Raw genomic sequence first — 15760 nt, forward strand, 5'->3', positions numbered from 1 at the left:
CTGCACCGTCCGCAATTAATAAAACCTGTTTTGCCTGACTAATTCCTAAATTAACTTCATCTTTTGTCAAAACGGTTGGTAAATATTTAGATTTCTTTGCACGAACCGCATCGACTTTCAAATCTAAATCTTGTTTTAATACCTCTTTTTAGAGAAAAACAACAGCATGAAGTGCTTGGTTCTGCGTTGATGCCGCCACATTTTCATTTACAGCAAGATGTGTTAAAAATTCTTCAATTTCCTTACTCCCCATATCTTTAGGATGGCGCTTATTATGAAAAAGGATATAGCGTCTAATCCACTAAATATAAGTTTTCTCTGTTTGATAAGAATAGTGCTTAAGCCTGATAACATCTTGCACCTGTTGGAGGAGTTTCTTTGGACGTTGTTCCATTGGAAGTTGTGCAGAAAATTCTGTGTAATATCCTAAATACGGATGTTATACGGAAAATTTCTATATAACACCAAGGGATACACGGAAAAATTCCATATAATCATCCCGTAAAGGGTGGATATACGGAAAAATTCTGTATAATATCCCAAATAGGGGTTTAAAAAAGAAGTTTTCCGTATATCCAGAAAGAAGGTAGCTGTAATGCTTGATATATTAGGATTTAGAAAAAGATTATACGGAAACTTTCCGTATAATAAATAGTTATACCGCCTTGTGTTATCGGTGAGGCGGAACCGAAAGTTTATCTGTTGGTGTTCGAGGTCAAGTTAGCGTCAGGTGTCGATAAGACATTGCTTTAAGTCCGTTAGTGGGGAGAGCGCAGCAATCTGCAAAGCTCCTCTAAAAGCTTTGGAGAAGTACCTGTGTGGGTACTGTTAGAGTCTTGAAAAAGATCCCATATTTGTAGGGCGGGGCGATCTCCGGGTTACGCTTCCAATTCTCGATAGCTATGAGTTAGCACTGTAAGAACTTCGGTATTTCTGAAACACACACTAAATATTGAGGATTGTGTATGAAGATTAAAGGAAGTTTTGTACTGATAAATTTACTTCTCGTTATCGTAATGCTATTCAGTGTTTTTGCAACTCCTGCTCATGCGGGTTCCGGTCGCATCAACACAAATGGCAGGATGGATTTTGAAGTTAACTTTCGCTTTCCCCCAACAACCCAGACCATTCAAGATACACGGAATGCAATTCAAGGGGCAGGCAATATTATCTGCGATACCACAGATGGTCAGGTTCGCTTTCAAAATGTTCGCCTGACTGGAGGTGCTGTTGATGAAGATCGGGCAGACATTTGGATCTTTCCTGAGACGGGGCGCTCTGGCGTAAGTTTCTCTCCTAACGGGAGTAGCCTTGGCACTCTTGGAAATCATATTGGTATTTTCTCTAACCAGGTTGCTAATGATGTCATTGCCCACGAACTTGGACATCATGCCTTTGGGCTAGGAGATGAGTATGACGAACAACCCCGTATGCAAGGTCCAGGCTTTGAGGCTGGTACAGTTAATGCCCAAAATAACTCGCTCATGCAGCAAGATGGGATCGATTTTACTGAGCTTAGCGTAGCTTCAAATCACGATCCTGTAAGAGGTTTGAATACCACCGTAACTCCAAACCGCCAAGAATCCACTCAGCAGACCCAGATCCACCCCAGTACCGCTTCTCCGGCATTCAACTCTTCTGACTGGGAAACACTGGATCAGAATTATCCTGCTATTATTACTCCACTGACAGGACTTCCAACGGCAGCTCAACCAACGAATTGCAATACTGCCCTTAATTTTGTTGAGAATGTAAGAGGAACTGATCAGGTCATGTTGTTTGTTGACCGATCGGGTAGCATGAGCGCCCCTGTGGAAACGGGTTCAACCTCTACTCGTTTAGATTTTGCTAAGGCGGCGGGTCGAGCCTTTATTGACTTGCAAGCAGGTCGAGGTGCAGCAGTTGGCTTGATTTCCTTTGAGGAGAATCCAAGACTTGATCGTAGATTAGTAAATCTGCCTGCAAGTGATGCAACTTCTTTCAAAAATCAGGTTGATGCTCTTGCCGCTGGAGGAAATACAGGTATTGGAACAGCGCTTACAGCAGCAACACTAGAGTTTCAAAGTGTTGAAGCGGCTGGACGGACGCGCACTGCATTTCTTCTTTCTGATGGTGAAAATAATCGTGGTGAAGATCCACGCGCAGCAGCCGATCGACTTGAGACCCAGGGCGTTCGCATATTTACCATTCCCGTTGGTTCAGCAGCAGATCGTAGCCTCTTGTCCGAAATTGCTAGCTCAACACGCGGGGTAATGTTGGATGCTCCATCGGGCAATGAGTTGCCAGCTATCTATGCTGAACTTGCTGCCCGCTTTCGAGGAGAAGGTTTAGCGCTTCCAAGAACCGAATCTGCGGTTGCAGGTAAGGGACCGATCATCTCACAAAGATTGGAGCCTTTTCCAAGTGGGTTTGCTGTTGCAGTGCCGAAAATAGGTGTTATCAATAAAACCCTAGATAAAAACGCCCTTGCCCAAAATGCCCTCCCAGAGCAAGAAGAATTTCCCTTTCAAGTCGAGACAGGTGCTGAACGTGTAAATGTTTTCCTTTCCGCACGCAACCTTGATGTTAAAAATTGGTCTCCCGGATTCCGTATTGTTAGTCCTAATGGTGACGTAATTACTGACCAAGACGAACAGTTTGTTGCACGCGATCCCTACTACCGACTCATTCGCATTCCTACACCGACCCCTGGAATCTGGAAACTGCAAGTTTTTTCGCGCACCTCTAATGAGCAGTTATCCTTTGTTCAGGCTCATGTCGAAAACCCCACCCCAGACGTATTTGCTGATGCCCGTCCGCGAGTTGTAACACCAAGTCAAGAGGTTTCAATTTCCACAGTTGCCTCGTATGTTGCCGATCTAGAAGGTCCGGTTTCTTTTAGCGGAACTGTTCGCCGTCCAGACAGCTCAGTTGTTCCGCTTAACTTCGTTCGCAATACGTTGACAGGTACTAATAGTGCTGTCTTTAACAACTATGCAGGGCGTGGAATTTACGAGGTAAATGTTAAAGGTGAAGTTGCAGCGGGAGCAAAGGTAATTCCAGGGGAATCAATTTTTGGTGGCCCGGAAAATTCTTCAATTAGAGTTGAACCATTTGTTCGTTTCGCCAAAACCTCATTTTTCCTGAATAGCCCTGATCTTCCGACCTGTAATAGCAATGATTGCGATGGTGATGGGATACCCAATGACATTGAAGGAAATGGTGATACTGATAGAGATGGGCTTCCTGATCCTAGCGATGATGATGCGGATGGTGATGACGTACCTGATGCTGTTGAGGGAACGGTTGACACTGATGGTGACGGCATACCCGACTTTCAGGATACTGATTCAGATAACGACGGAATTCCTGATGGCAGCGATCCAGATCGAACACGTCCAAATCCACAGCAGCCAGACAGTGTATTAGAACGTTGTTGCCAAAATTTGACGAAGCAACTAGAACGCCAAAATCAAATACTTCTCAAACTGCTACACTGGCTACCGTGGTTGGTAGTGGTAATTGTACTGATCCTTCTCACCATTGCTATTGCTCTTATCTTCCTTGTCTTGGCAATCTACCGATTTATAAGGGAACAAAATCGTGAAAACACGAGTGAGTCTAGTGCTAGCGAATCATCTGATAACCTTTAACGGATTGTAAGATAAATGTTATCAGCTAATCCAAGTTGATGCCATCGACAAGCATTGATTGCTAGGCTATCGCCCATTAGTTAGCGTCTCTAGTGCATGATCGCTCTCCACAAGTTGCCTTATGAAGAGTGATCATGCATTCGGCGGCATAACAATTCGCTTGGAGCGGACTGCCGAGATATCTTGGTGCTCAAAGCCTTGTAAATATTGGCTTGCGAGTTTTAGGACGGGTCTATTGGTGATAATAGACGCGTTAGTAGTTGCAATCCAACATATTCAAAAAGTTGACTCATGATATATAACGACCAAGTTGAACTGACATTGAATTGTTTTTGCTGCCTAGCTTAACAACTCAACTCGATGATCTTTGCGCTCGCCCCACCAAAAATCTCAAAACAAAACCCTCACCGATAAATTTTAAAGCTGAAGAATGCTAATGGCTCTCATCAAATTGTCTCGAAATACTTTTTCACATCCTTAGTTTCTCCTTTGAACAAGATAGCCTTGCCGATAATCACTTTTCTTTAATTTGGAAGCTTGACGTGCAGACCACTGACGCATAGGAGTAACTTTCTCTACATGAAGTAGCTTCTGGCGACAAGTATTATTATCTGTCAGTTGGGCGATCGCACCAGCAATAAATCGAGCGCAGCGTTCTGGCTGAGATGAGACTTGTTCTTCTGCAAACCGGATAACCAGCCAGTTTGCATCGACAAAACACTTGTTTCTATAGTCATCCTCGCCGATACAGTGAGTAGGCTTCCCAGTTGCAAATGAGATAGGCTCATCAACCTCCAAGTCTATGTGTAAGCCAGTATTTGGTTCAATCATCAGAAAATCAGCCGTAAAAGGTAGTCGAGGTTATAACTCATGCAAGAGTCATTCAAAAAGTTCAAGCGATTGCTTACCCCGCGTGCCAAACAATACAATCTGCGTGTACCCAAGGGGATTATGCTTGTGGGGCGACCGGGGACGGGAAAATCACACTCAGCAAACGCTAGTAGCATATTCTGCGAAACAGTAATAGAACATACCTACGCATCAAGCAAACTCCCCACACTTGAACTAACAATCGAGGTATTACTAGAAGAACGCCGTCAGATTAACCCGCTTGCCATTTGTGAAGCCGATAGAGTCGAATCGATGCGTAACAAAGCTGACCAACAAGCTTTACCTAGTTGGCAGTTGGTACTGGCTTGATGATTGCAGATATCTCCATTCATCACATGGTAATGGCATCGCTCGCGTTTAGAACTGGTATTGTAGCGTTACTACCCAAGGAAGCAAACTTGCTACTTTCCAACTTCGAGAAATAGCAGCGCAAGTATGGCATCAATATTTATACTGTCCTGTTCTGCTTGGTAGGTGTAGTATTTATGTTGGATATGGCCGCTGCACCTGCAAACGCCCAGTTCATGCAAAACGCAGAGGACTTTTTCATAGAGTATTTTACAGGTGTTGACGCAGACATCATTAAATACGTATTTGCAGTACTGCGTGGTTTGTTCTTAATTTACCTTGGTATTGGTCTGATCCGGGTCGTTCAATCAGCCAGAAACGACGAGGATTGGCAAACAATCGCCCGTACACCAATTATCGTTGCCCTCACAGTTGTAGTTGGAGATTTGCTTGCAGGGCTGGTAACAGGCTGAGGAGCCACTCGTCAAAAAAGCCACCACGAGTGGCACTTTGAAGTGTGCCACTCATCAAGATTTCAAAAGCTGACTTTTGCCTTTCGTAATAATGATAAGAGTTCGGGAATTTCGTACTGTCAACCGCGTATTAGGAGACCAACCACGCCTCGGGCCATTCCCCGCCGACCAAGTTGTTCCCTGGAGTGTGCGATCGCTCTCATCTCCTACATGGTAGTCAAAGGTTTTATGCAAGCTTCTTGACTCGCAACCGGAATTGTAACCGCCTGGGGATGGGCAACCTGGTGGACAGTAAGTTCCAACAAAGCCTTTTTTGGTAAGTTTGTCGGCACTATTTAAAAGTAGTGGGATAAAATTTGGATAATTACTTAAAGTCATAGCGGATAAAGGCTATCAAGGGATTAATAAAATTCATCAATTGAGTGAACGCTAATAACTTCTGCTCTACAGGGAGAATGAGGAACAAACCACCGCAGACATCGCGTTAAATCGGCTTTATACATGCAAGCAGTGTACCAAAAAATGTCTGAAACCTAATCTAGATAGTGGTTATAGTCGATGCGATCGCAAAACTTTTCGGTCTACTGACATTAAAAACGCAAGTAGTAGTCCGTCAAAAAAGTGGTCAGGTTATCTGTTTAGAGCATGGAAAGGGGAGAATTCATGATTTTAGGTTATTTAAAACAAGTGGTGTAAGGTTTGGAGAATTGCTCAAAGTTATAGCGGATAAAGGCTATCAAGGAATTAAGAAAATCCATCAATTAAGCGAAACGCCGATCAAAAAACTAAGTCGTCAGGAGAACATCAACTTGCAGGGAACTGTGCTAGGAGGTCTTTGCAGTCAATAATGGTACTAGTGAAGGTGAAACTACGGTTAGCTTGGTAGCGTGGGTCTGACTTAACGATAATCATGAACTCGCGATGTCCCTGTTTTGTCCTACCTACTTGACAGCCAGCGCTCCATCTTCCTACGTCTGACTTAGGATTATCACCTCCCCAATGTTGGTTAATGCCAAACATACCTGAGTCAATGGTGTCACCTGCATCGCGCGTGCCCGACCGATTTGCATCACGATGGACAGTGACAGAACCACCAGTTTGCACAAGAGCTTCATGGCCACCACCTGGTGTGTGAATTCCTACCTGCCATGCGGTGTATTGCCCGAAGGCGATAATTGCCGCACCTTTGGTGTTCATGGGATTATACGTATAGTACTTACCTGGGTTTGTTGTAGCTTCCCAACAACCAATCATTTTAGGCTTGCCGTCTTTAAACTCAATCACGATGCGGAGGTCGTTCCAGACATTGAGGGCGTTGTTATTGAGCGTTCCGTCCGGATTCATGCCTTCGATGTAGATAATAACCCAAGTTGCGGGTTATCGACTGAGGTGTGCAAGTCATCCCTCAATTTATGCGATCGCGTACAACAAAGTGGCGGTGACGCGTAGCGTCACCGCACCTGAGAGTTGATTGAGGATTCATTTACTTAAATGATTTTAAGTTCTATAAGTTACTCATTCTCTAAAAGCTTGTCGAAGAGTAAAAGAAAAAATAAATGCTTGTAGCTTAAGTAAAAACCCTTGGTACGTAACTGCATGAATGGATTTTGGGAAAAAATTAGTTATACCACTAAACACGGTTTCGATATAATGCCGAGTATGTTGTTTGATATATTGATTCCAAGGTGGGTCTTGACGCTTAGAATTCTTTTTCCTCATGACTTTCAAAGAAATTTGACTCGTTTGTTTTAAGTCATCCTCAACACTATAATCGGTGTAGGCTGAATCACCGTAAACTTCACTACCAGGCGGCAGATTTAAAGGTAACGCATTTAACGCACGCACATCGCTGGCACTACCAGGCATAAACGCAAATTCGACTGGAATACCATTTTTCGTCGTTAATAACTGAACCCGAACACCATAAAAGTATCGTTTCTTCGATGCTATATAACCTCGATACTCCTCTGAGTTGATTAACTTGACATTAAAGATACGGATATTGTCACAAATTGGTACAGGGAATGAGTCTAAAAGATATTCGGTACAATCACTAATTTCTTTGAAAATCATTCCCATTTGATCAAACAAATCATTAATCAGCATCGAGATACCGTGTATTCGTCGGTTAAATCGTGACTTTTCTAACATATTGGGGATCAAATTATGGTCTTTCAGATAGCTGCAAGCCTTGCTATGATTCCCATTAAAAAACATTGCCGCGCAGACTGCCGTTGTTATAATTTCTGCATCTTTCATATCTCGACGACAATCATCTTCATGCCCAACCGCCTTCAGCAAGTCATCGATGATAGCATAGACAGTAATTATTTCGTTTAGCATCTTCCCTTCCGTTTTTATTCCTGGAGGGGATTTTATTGCCTTTTTGACACCACTTCACCAATCTGATTTTGTAACTGGCAACTTGGGTTAATATTCTTGTATCCAGGTTCTTTGTCAATTTTGTAGCCCTTCTTCTGGCAATAGGCAACGATTTTCTCTTCTAGAGTTTTAGGCTTGGTCGGGACTGTTGCGATTTTGCAGCCGTCAATCTGGATATGCCCACCATAGATAAACCAAATGTGCCGATTCAGGACTGGAACCTTGAGCATAACTCGGAGATGGTGAGCGTCTGCGATCGCCACCTCGGTAATTTCCAACTGTTTCCCCGCTTTGACACTAGTTTTTTCCGATGCCTCGAGCTTGTTGGAGGGCAATGAGCAGCTTTTAAACACCGAGTCAGAAGTCACTTTGAGATTAAACTGTCCCTGCTCGGTCTGGTCATCTTTGAGTCCTATCGCTTGCAGAAAGTACAAAATTGCCGCACAACCAGCAGCCGAATCAATAGTCTTGGTGTGATTAGTCCCAGCCCAAACAAACGGCGTAATTCCCTGGCTATCTTTGCCCTGGAAGTCGTTGCACAGATCGAAGGCGAGTAAGCGAGCTGAGAGCTTTGCTGGTATCTGTTCGCCTTTAATCTTACTCAGCTTGTGCGTGATTTGATCGAAGAATTGCGTAGAACCCTCAAAATCCGCCTTAGCATGTAAGATTCCTGCCCAATACCAAGGTAAGTTGGGATAGTACCACTCGATTTTCTCGTAAAAGCCGCGATCGTAATACAGCTTCTCAGCAATTTTTTCTAAATCTGGCAAGAGATTTGATTGCACCTTGCAGCCTTGCCATAGTTCTGTATATTTTTCTTCAATAGATACAATATTAGCCATTTGTGTGATATTTCCTTCTAACTGTTCATAGATAAGTAAGGAACGGCAAAATTTTGTTATACTAAAAAAGGCTTGGAGCTTTACTTTTCAATAATCGTCAAAAGCTTGAACACTCAACACTTGCATCCGCTTTTAAAAAGTCCAGCTATGAGTCGTTTGAAGTATAGCTTGCTGTGTTCAAGCTCCAGTTTGGATTTTTTAGCTGTTGATTGCTCATGTCTTCATGCTGGGTTTCTTGATATCTAATGTCTTGATTTTTAACCTCTTCTATGTGTTGGCAGAGGCTAGAGATGATTATAGGGTCGCGGATGATTTCAGTCAGGATGCGGGCTTCATTAAAGTCTCTGGCATCGCTTCTTGCGATCGCGCCGCTATTACTTGTTGACTACTGCGTTGACTCCATTCTTGAAAAAATCGGATAGCAGAAACCCTTGTATTTCCTTCGTCATCAGCACCAACCGCTAGAGGAAACGGCCCGATGTCGTCCAAACCTAAAAATGTTTGACTTCTCTGATGGCTGGCGGTAATTCCTAGTGTGAATTCTTGGCTGGGAGTTTGGACAATGGGTTGACGGAAGGTTAATTCGTAGTAACTGGACTTGGAAGTAATATCCAAGGAGTTAAAAGGACGTTCTATAACATTATTCTTAGTATTGCCATAGCTAAAAATCAGCTTACCGTTGCGCGGATTGACTGGTAGACTATAGCTCACATCAAAGCCGTTACTACCATCAGTGTTGGTATAACCGATATTTAAACCGTCTCCTAGCCCTAACAAATTAGCTTCGGTGACATTGATTCGCCGCCGAAAACTTCCCACACTGGGACTGCGTTGGTTATCTAGTACTAGTTGAGTGCTAAAAGAATCGGCTTCAGTAACTTTAACTTCTAAAATATTAGTACCCGGACGTATGCCGGCTTGTAAATCTGTAGATAAGCTTTTAATTAGAGGATCGAGTTGTAATAGTTGCAGTCCTGCGAGTAGGCGATCGCGGGATAATGGTTTACCAGCAGCAATGGCCAAGCGATTGCGTATATAGTTGGGGTTGAGGCGGCGCGTACCTATGACATTTATCTTTTCTAAACTTCCTTCTACTACCTGCATCACCACTACCCCTGCTTTCACAGTTTGGGGTGGAATAATCACACCAGAGGTGACATAGCCTTTATCTACATATAATTTCGTTAACTCTGAACGTATCTTGAGTAAATCATTAAAAGTAATTGGGCGTTTGAGATAACCAGCAGTCAGATTCGCCAGTTCTTGGGTGCTAAAAACGGTGTTACCCACAAACTCAAACCGTTCTACTATCAATGTTTCAGCTAATGTCTGAGGATTAATATCTGGTTGAGTTGGTGACTGTGGTGTAGTAGGTAGCAGTTGTTCTGGAGGTGGTAACGCTGGTAGAGGTTGTGGTTGTGGTTGTGGTTGTGCCGATGGCGGTTTCACCTCAATGGGAATTTCTTGAGCCGCCAACCGTTGGGGATGAAAGCCAAGCATTAACCCTGTTATCAGGAGTAATATACAGCGCTTTGCAGTCAGGGCAAGGTTTTGAGGTTGGTTTGTTACCTTAACTAAATAGTATAGAGATAGATGGGGCGATCGCCTGCCCAGCAAAGGGTTCATTTTCTGACATTCCCTTGAAAAGCACCACAGACTTTAGTCGATAACCCCGACTGCACTAAAGTAGCGGTTGTTGGTTGAGTAGTCAAAACAATATCTCCATTGGCACTGCGTACCATACCTACTGCTTCTACTAAAGGGGCGGAAGTATTTGATGATAATTGCCTTAAATTCATCTCTTTTACAGTCATATCTTCAGGATTATTACTATAGTCAACAGTATTATTTACTACCCAATCAGGTAAAATAGCCCCAGCCTTGAGGGTATTATCAGGACTGGGCGGTAGTCCGCCACGCCCAGTAATCACAAATTCACTTTGCCCCTTAGCAACGTTACTGTTGTTAGAGCTACAGCCTTGAGCAATTAATCTAGAGGGGTCTACTAGGTTTGTCGGCAATGCGACAAGTCCCTGACTGGGGTCAATGCTGAGGGTTTCAATAGCTACCTCCCCGTCTGCACCTACGTCAGAACTAGCGCTAATATCGCTGGTGCCGTTGTTTTCAATTGCCTTTAGTTCTGCTGAACTCAACTTTCCCCGATTTTGAAATCCTAGAACGCGGTTAGCCGTAATCTCAATCGTGCCTCCTTTTCCACCAAAGGAATTGGCAATGATATCGCTGTCTTCTGTCGGATCTGCGACAACAAATCCATCCTTGGCATCAATGGTAATAGTACCGCCATCACCAGGTGTTTTTTCTGTGCCGACTGTAGTGGAAATTTTGCTGTGGCGACGAAGCAGCAAATTCTGTGTTATTATGTCAATATTGCCTGCATTCCCTGAATCAGAATTAGTCTTTATTTCAGAATTTTGATTCAGAGATAAACTGCTTGCAGTAATATTAATATTGCCCTTATTCCCCCGACTATATATGTTGCTGCCGTTGAGAATTAAGATTTTATCTCTAGCATAAATTCCGATGTATCCTGCCAATTCTGAACCATCACTATCAGTATTAATTTTAGATTCCTGATTCAGAGATAAACTGCCTGTAGTGATGAAATAATCCCCAGCCATCCCTTACTAGATATATTACTGCCGTTGAGAATTGATATTTTATCACTAGCATTAATTATAATATCTCCTGCGATGCTTGAACCCTTACTATCAGTATTTATTTCAGATTTGTTATCAACAATAAAGCTTTTAGGCGTATACTTAGAGCCAATAAGTATCCTTCCATGATTTCCATTACTAAGTATCTTACTGCCGTTGATAATGGATACTTGGTCAGTCGCATCGATTATGATATTTCCTGGAGAGCCAAAAGCCTTATTAGTGGTATCTAAAGAAGAACCATCTAAATAAACGGAACCTCCCGTAGAATTAATAGTGATATTAGTTTTTTTCTGCTCATTATTACTATCATAGTCACTCTTACTAGAGGCTTCTATCTTTTTAGAGACACGGATATCGCCTACAGCTTGAATCGTGACATTTCCAGCAATTCCATTGGGAGCTATAGAGCTAATATCCGCATTTATATCAATTTTTCCTTTTTGACTGTTCAGATAAATATCACCGCCATTGCCAGTAAAATTTTTATTTTTATTGTTATCAACATTAACACCAGATAACAGAGCATCCTTAATTAAAATATTCTGATTTGCTAACAGCCTAATATTACCGGCGGTTCTGTTTGTTTTAAGAAAGTCACTAATAGTAGTATCAATTTGCCCATTATTTGTAATATCACCCCGCGAATCAATAGTGACATCACCGTAAGTAGGGATTGCTCCTATTGTAATATTACCCGGCAATTTATTGGGATTATACTGATTAGTTAGAAGTATCTGTCCACTGTTAGATTCAGAGCCTGAAGTATTATAAATACTACCTTGAATGCTAATATTTGCATTTGTTGGTTCATTGGTTGTATTAGGATTTTGCCCATTGAATTCAATCGGCAGATTGGGTGTAAATCCTGGAGTTCCAATATAATTGGAATTTACTCCTGCTCTGATATCGAGTGTTGGTGTAGCGCTACCATCAATATTTATTTCTGTTTTTCCATCCGACAGCGTGACGGTTTCTTTAATATAATTGCTTGTGCTATCTACACCAATGATTTCAACATTACCCGAAATATTGACACTCCCACCCGCCAGAATGTGCAAAGATGCGCCTTCATAACTATCAAAAGTCACATCCCCACTAGCGCGAATTACTGGATCATAAGGACTAAACAGATTACCTAAATTGCCATTCAACTGTTCGATTCTAAAATTACCCCCAGCCCAGTAATGTGCATCGCCCCCAATGGTATTTTCAGACTGCAACAACATATTCCCACCAGAGAAAAAGCCACTATTAGGGTTATTTAAAGCAAAAATATCTACTTTCTGATTACCCTGCGCCAGCAAATTCCCACCCGCAGCCGCAATGAAGGGATTACTCGCACTATCTCTTACTTTTAAATTGTTCTGCGCCTGTAAGATTAAATCACCACCAGTCTGGAGTGTTCCCTGTAAATCCAGATTTCCTGCACTCAGCGTCAAATCCTTTCCTGTTACCAAATTTCCTTGATTAGTAATACTTGCCGTTTGCTGCGAACCATATTGCACACCCACAGGAACACTCATTGTTAACAGTGGCGGCGCTTGGGGATTAGTAGCACTAAATTCACTACCATCAGGAAACTTAAAACTGTTGGCTGTGGTAGCCAGGAATGAACCTTGAATATCTAGCTGGGCATTTTGCCCAAAAATAATGCCATTGGGATTGAGCAAAAATAGATTAGCTGCACCATTTACGCCCAAAGTGCCTAAAATATTAGAGGCATTACTGCCAGTAACTCGACTAAAAATATTAGCAATGCCCGTAGGGTTGGCAAAATATACCCGTTGCCCATTGTTGACATGAAATTCTGCAAAACTGTGAAAAAGACTGCTTCCCCTTTGGGCACCACCTTCAATTAAGTCAGCCCCATGTTCTTTAATATTGACACCAGTTGTAACGCGGGAGCTTTCATTTCCCAATGTGGTGTCAGGTATAATTTGCGCTTGGCAAGTATTGCTGGTCAATATCGATACTACAGCTATTGGGATTATGGTTCCTAGCAAAAGGAACAATCCAGCGTGGGACTGAGTAAAGTTCCTGCTGTTATTCACGGTTTACTCAAGGTTATTTTACTTAAAGACTAAGCATAAGTTGTTACCAATTAAAAACGATACACTATACTTTGTCAATAATTTACATAGTGGTTTTTTTAGATTAATGTATAGTTCTTTGACATTTATCAGGTTAGAGGCGATTCTGAATTGGCACTAGACAAGGGTTGATTAACAGAGATAAACCTATTAACAGAAATAGTTTGACGGATTTTTGCTATGGCTCTACTCATTCTCTAAAAAGTTGGTTATTTTTACTATGTAACTGAATTTAGGGTCAATTTAAATACATTTTGTTATAAAGGTTTTGGATTGCAGAATGGACATCAAACTAAGATTTATTACGTAAGATACTTAAATTATTGCAACTTCTACTTTGAATAAATGGTAAATTTTTTTAGGCTAAATTTAAATCCCAAGCAAGCAGCAGTAGCAGTTACCGTATCTGAAACCGCAGAGTTAGCGAAGGCGCTAGAGCAATTAGGGCTAAGTAATTCCCGTCCCGTTTTAGTCATAGTAGGGGGCGCTAGTCAAATTAGTGAAGCCGACTTTTTGCGTATCCAAAGCCTATTTGTGGAAGTCTTAGCCCCAATAGCCCAAAACTTGGGGGCTTATGTAGTAGATGGTGGTACTGATGCGGGAGTGATGCGATTGATAGGTAATGCCCGTAGCCAAATCAATGGCAAGTTTCCGCTAATTGGTGTGGCGCCTACGGCAAAAGTAATTCTACCCGATCAAACCCATATCCTGAGTGATGATGCCACAGCCCTGGAGCCGCATCATACTCATTTTGTGCTAATTCCTGGCAGTAATTGGGGTGACGAATCTCCCTGGATAGTAAAGGTAGCAACTGTTTTAGCTAATGGCGCACCCTCCATTACAGTCCTAATTAATGGTGGCGAGATTAGCTTTATTGATGCCTTAAATAGCATCATTGCTGAACGGCTAGTGATGGTGATTGCTGGTAGTGGGAGAACAGCAGATAAACTTGCTTCTGCTTTGCATGGAGATGCCACTGATGAACGCGCTAAAGAATTAGCAGCATCAGGACATTTACAAACGATTGACTTAGAAGCAATGCAGGAAGACTTGATCAATACAATTACAAACTTATTAAGCTAATCGGCATTTAAATTGCAACATAGCTACTATTGCCCCAACCAGGATACTTACCACTTTTAATCTTTTCTTCATCTAAGTCAATTGTTGAAGAATTAAGCTGAGTCACCAAATAGACTGCTATAGGTTTCACAACAAATAGTAAATATTCTATTACTTCACCCAATGACGTTCCTTTCTTGCTGAGAAAATCCTGATCTTTTTCTCTAATCAAATCGAAGGCTTTTTTAAAATCTTTAACTTCGCTAAAGAAAGGAATCTGATTTATGGCTGTTTCTATAATCTACCCAGTTGTTCCCTTTTTTACAAATGTAGTTTGAACCTGTTTTAGTCCAAAAATCTTATTCAAGACAGTTCCAGATCCAGGAACAGGTGAAACCTTATCAATGAGTGTACCTGTTGTCTTAACAATACCATTTCTTAAACTATCAAGAGCCTCTTCATTTTTTGTTTTTGGAAGTTTTTTTATTAAAAGCTCAAAAAACTTGAGTATAGCTCAGGCGACTGCACTAACAGAAAAAATGGCATTAGTGTTTAGCGAGATAGAAGATCCCCGTGTAGAAAGAACCCGTGTCCATGTATTAACAGATATTTTAATCAGACGCTTGCGGACTCGCTAACACTGCGCTATAGGAATATTGTCGGTGATTGCAGGAGGTAAGGGATGGGAAGACATGGAAAATTATGGATTGAGTAAATACGAATGGCTTACGGAGTTTTTAACTTTACTAGAAGGTATCCCAAGTGCAGATACATTTAGACGAGTGTTTGAACGGATTAATCCAAGACCATCTTTCGTTCTAAAATCTTCCACTTGCTTCAATTGTTCAATCAGAGAACTACCCATAATTTTCCTCCCCTCAAGACTTGCAATTTTACCTGTTTTAGGTAATGAAACAGCCCTGCTTGCCAAGGGGGTTGGGGGGATCTTCAAAAGATTAAAACGTTAACCGAATCGTATTTACTCCACTACTATCGTCGAGTTCGCGACCTATCTTTCTCTTAGTGACAGAAAATCGAATTCTTAATACATTGCTAAGTAGCTTGATCAACTGTTTAAGTTAACGATGAGCACATTAGTTCGTTCTAAATCTCTAATGAGACTAGCGAGGCAATGGTCGTGAGTCTACAGCAATTTGACTTTTTCCCCGGCGAAATGTCCTTTTTGCCACCAGTCACTTCCCCTGGATCTGTGGTGCAGCGAATCGAAGTAGGGCGATCGCGTCAGCGTGGTGTTGTATTGACCGAATAGGGCTGGAAAAAGCTCCTAACGAGCTACCCCATCTGCCATCAAGTTCTTCAGTCCATTTAGAGCTTGTTCGCGGGATTCGCGCCAGAGTTCAGTAACTTTCTCCTGAAGTCGCTCTCGCCGTTCTGCTACTGACAACTCTGGAACAAGTC

Annotated in this window: 10 protein-coding genes and 7 pseudogenes; 9 read left to right on the forward strand and 8 right to left on the reverse strand. The window is 42.1% G+C overall.

All coding sequences use genetic code 11. The annotated features are described in order from the left end of the window. Window positions 1–148: 148 nt before the first annotated feature. The gene (locus HWQ40_RS35810; RefSeq protein ID WP_366934056.1) at window positions 149–298 is read right to left on the reverse strand and encodes a site-specific integrase; all 150 of its coding nucleotides are present in this window, start codon (window positions 296–298) and stop codon (window positions 149–151) included. A 667-nt stretch (window positions 299–965) separates the two neighbouring features. Between HWQ40_RS35810 and HWQ40_RS35460 the strand changes: the two genes are divergently transcribed. Continuing rightward, on the forward strand, window positions 966–3632 hold the full coding sequence (locus HWQ40_RS35460) for a VWA domain-containing protein (protein ID WP_292787355.1): 2667 nt from the start codon (window positions 966–968) through the stop codon (window positions 3630–3632). Window positions 3633–4109: 477 nt separating this feature from the next. On the opposite strand, the pseudogene HWQ40_RS35465 reads toward HWQ40_RS35460, so the two are convergent. Further along, a pseudogene (locus tag HWQ40_RS35465) lies at window positions 4110–4490 on the reverse strand (hypothetical protein); the annotation flags it as partial. A gap of 3 nt (window positions 4491–4493) precedes the next feature. Between HWQ40_RS35465 and HWQ40_RS35470 the strand changes: the two are divergent. The 5 pseudogenes from HWQ40_RS35470 to HWQ40_RS35490 form a co-directional block, all read left to right on the forward strand. Then, window positions 4494–4832 (forward strand): annotated as a pseudogene (locus tag HWQ40_RS35470) (hypothetical protein); the annotation flags it as partial. Beyond that, a pseudogene (locus HWQ40_RS35815) lies at window positions 4811–5284 on the forward strand (hypothetical protein); the annotation flags it as partial. The pseudogenes HWQ40_RS35470 and HWQ40_RS35815, both read left to right, overlap by 22 nt. A 91-nt stretch (window positions 5285–5375) precedes the next feature. Next, window positions 5376–5623 (forward strand): annotated as a pseudogene (locus HWQ40_RS35480) (hypothetical protein). Beyond that, window positions 5616–5711: pseudogene (locus HWQ40_RS35485) on the forward strand (IS5/IS1182 family transposase); the annotation flags it as partial. The pseudogenes HWQ40_RS35480 and HWQ40_RS35485, both read left to right, overlap by 8 nt. Before the next feature lie 160 nt (window positions 5712–5871). Further along, a pseudogene (locus HWQ40_RS35490) lies at window positions 5872–6149 on the forward strand (transposase); the annotation flags it as partial. Between the two features lie 650 nt (window positions 6150–6799). Here HWQ40_RS35490 and HWQ40_RS35495 read toward each other — a convergent pair. The 5 genes from HWQ40_RS35495 to HWQ40_RS35515 form a co-directional block, all read right to left on the reverse strand. Continuing rightward, window positions 6800–7627: an IS982 family transposase gene (locus HWQ40_RS35495; protein ID WP_292787360.1), complete on the reverse strand. Its 828-nt coding sequence runs from the start codon at window positions 7625–7627 to the stop codon at window positions 6800–6802. A 32-nt stretch (window positions 7628–7659) separates the two neighbouring features. Next, on the reverse strand, window positions 7660–8508 hold the full coding sequence (locus HWQ40_RS35500) for a hypothetical protein (protein ID WP_292787363.1): 849 nt from the start codon (window positions 8506–8508) through the stop codon (window positions 7660–7662). Between the two features lie 318 nt (window positions 8509–8826). Beyond that, on the reverse strand, window positions 8827–10134 hold the full coding sequence (locus tag HWQ40_RS35505) for a POTRA domain-containing protein (RefSeq protein WP_292787365.1): 1308 nt from the start codon (window positions 10132–10134) through the stop codon (window positions 8827–8829). Further along, window positions 10131–11147 (reverse strand): S-layer family protein, encoded by a 1017-nt coding sequence (locus HWQ40_RS35510; RefSeq protein ID WP_292787368.1) that lies wholly within the window; start codon window positions 11145–11147, stop codon window positions 10131–10133. Before HWQ40_RS35510 ends, HWQ40_RS35505 begins: the two co-directional genes overlap by 4 nt. Continuing rightward, window positions 11105–13240, reverse strand: a complete 2136-nt coding sequence (locus HWQ40_RS35515) for a filamentous hemagglutinin N-terminal domain-containing protein (protein WP_292787371.1) — start codon at window positions 13238–13240, stop codon at window positions 11105–11107. The genes HWQ40_RS35510 and HWQ40_RS35515 overlap by 43 nt, the downstream gene beginning before the upstream one ends. Window positions 13241–13624: 384 nt before the next feature. Between HWQ40_RS35515 and HWQ40_RS35520 the strand changes: the two genes are divergently transcribed. Next, window positions 13625–14362, forward strand: coding sequence for a hypothetical protein (locus HWQ40_RS35520; RefSeq protein ID WP_292787372.1), 738 nt, complete (start codon window positions 13625–13627; stop codon window positions 14360–14362). 7 nt (window positions 14363–14369) lie between these two features. On the opposite strand, the gene HWQ40_RS35525 is transcribed toward HWQ40_RS35520, so the two are convergent. Then, on the reverse strand, window positions 14370–14573 hold the full coding sequence (locus tag HWQ40_RS35525; RefSeq protein ID WP_292787375.1) for a hypothetical protein: 204 nt from the start codon (window positions 14571–14573) through the stop codon (window positions 14370–14372). 307 nt (window positions 14574–14880) lie between these two features. Between HWQ40_RS35525 and HWQ40_RS35820 the strand changes: the two are divergent. Continuing rightward, window positions 14881–15144: pseudogene (locus HWQ40_RS35820) on the forward strand (transposase family protein); the annotation flags it as partial. A gap of 335 nt (window positions 15145–15479) precedes the next feature. Next, window positions 15480–15611 (forward strand): hypothetical protein, encoded by a 132-nt coding sequence (locus tag HWQ40_RS35535; protein WP_292787377.1) that lies wholly within the window; start codon window positions 15480–15482, stop codon window positions 15609–15611. The last annotated feature ends 149 nt before the right edge of the window (window positions 15612–15760 follow it).

This window comes from Nostoc sp. NMS9 (assembly GCF_017114995.1).
In the GTDB taxonomy this organism is placed as follows: domain Bacteria; phylum Cyanobacteriota; class Cyanobacteriia; order Cyanobacteriales; family Nostocaceae; genus Nostoc.

What these genes read in the sequence shown, in the direction of transcription:
- HWQ40_RS35460 (WP_292787355.1), top strand. Translation starts at nt 966, where the DNA reads ATGAAGATTAAAGGAAGTTTTGTACTGATAAATTTACTTCTCGTTATC.
- HWQ40_RS35495 (WP_292787360.1), bottom strand. Translation starts at nt 7,627, where the DNA reads ATGCTAAACGAAATAATTACTGTCTATGCTATCATCGATGACTTGCTG.
- HWQ40_RS35500 (WP_292787363.1), bottom strand. Translation starts at nt 8,508, where the DNA reads ATGGCTAATATTGTATCTATTGAAGAAAAATATACAGAACTATGGCAA.
- HWQ40_RS35505 (WP_292787365.1), bottom strand. Translation starts at nt 10,134, where the DNA reads ATGAACCCTTTGCTGGGCAGGCGATCGCCCCATCTATCTCTATACTAT.
- HWQ40_RS35510 (WP_292787368.1), bottom strand. Translation starts at nt 11,147, where the DNA reads ATGGCTGGGGATTATTTCATCACTACAGGCAGTTTATCTCTGAATCAG.
- HWQ40_RS35520 (WP_292787372.1), top strand. Translation starts at nt 13,625, where the DNA reads ATGGTAAATTTTTTTAGGCTAAATTTAAATCCCAAGCAAGCAGCAGTA.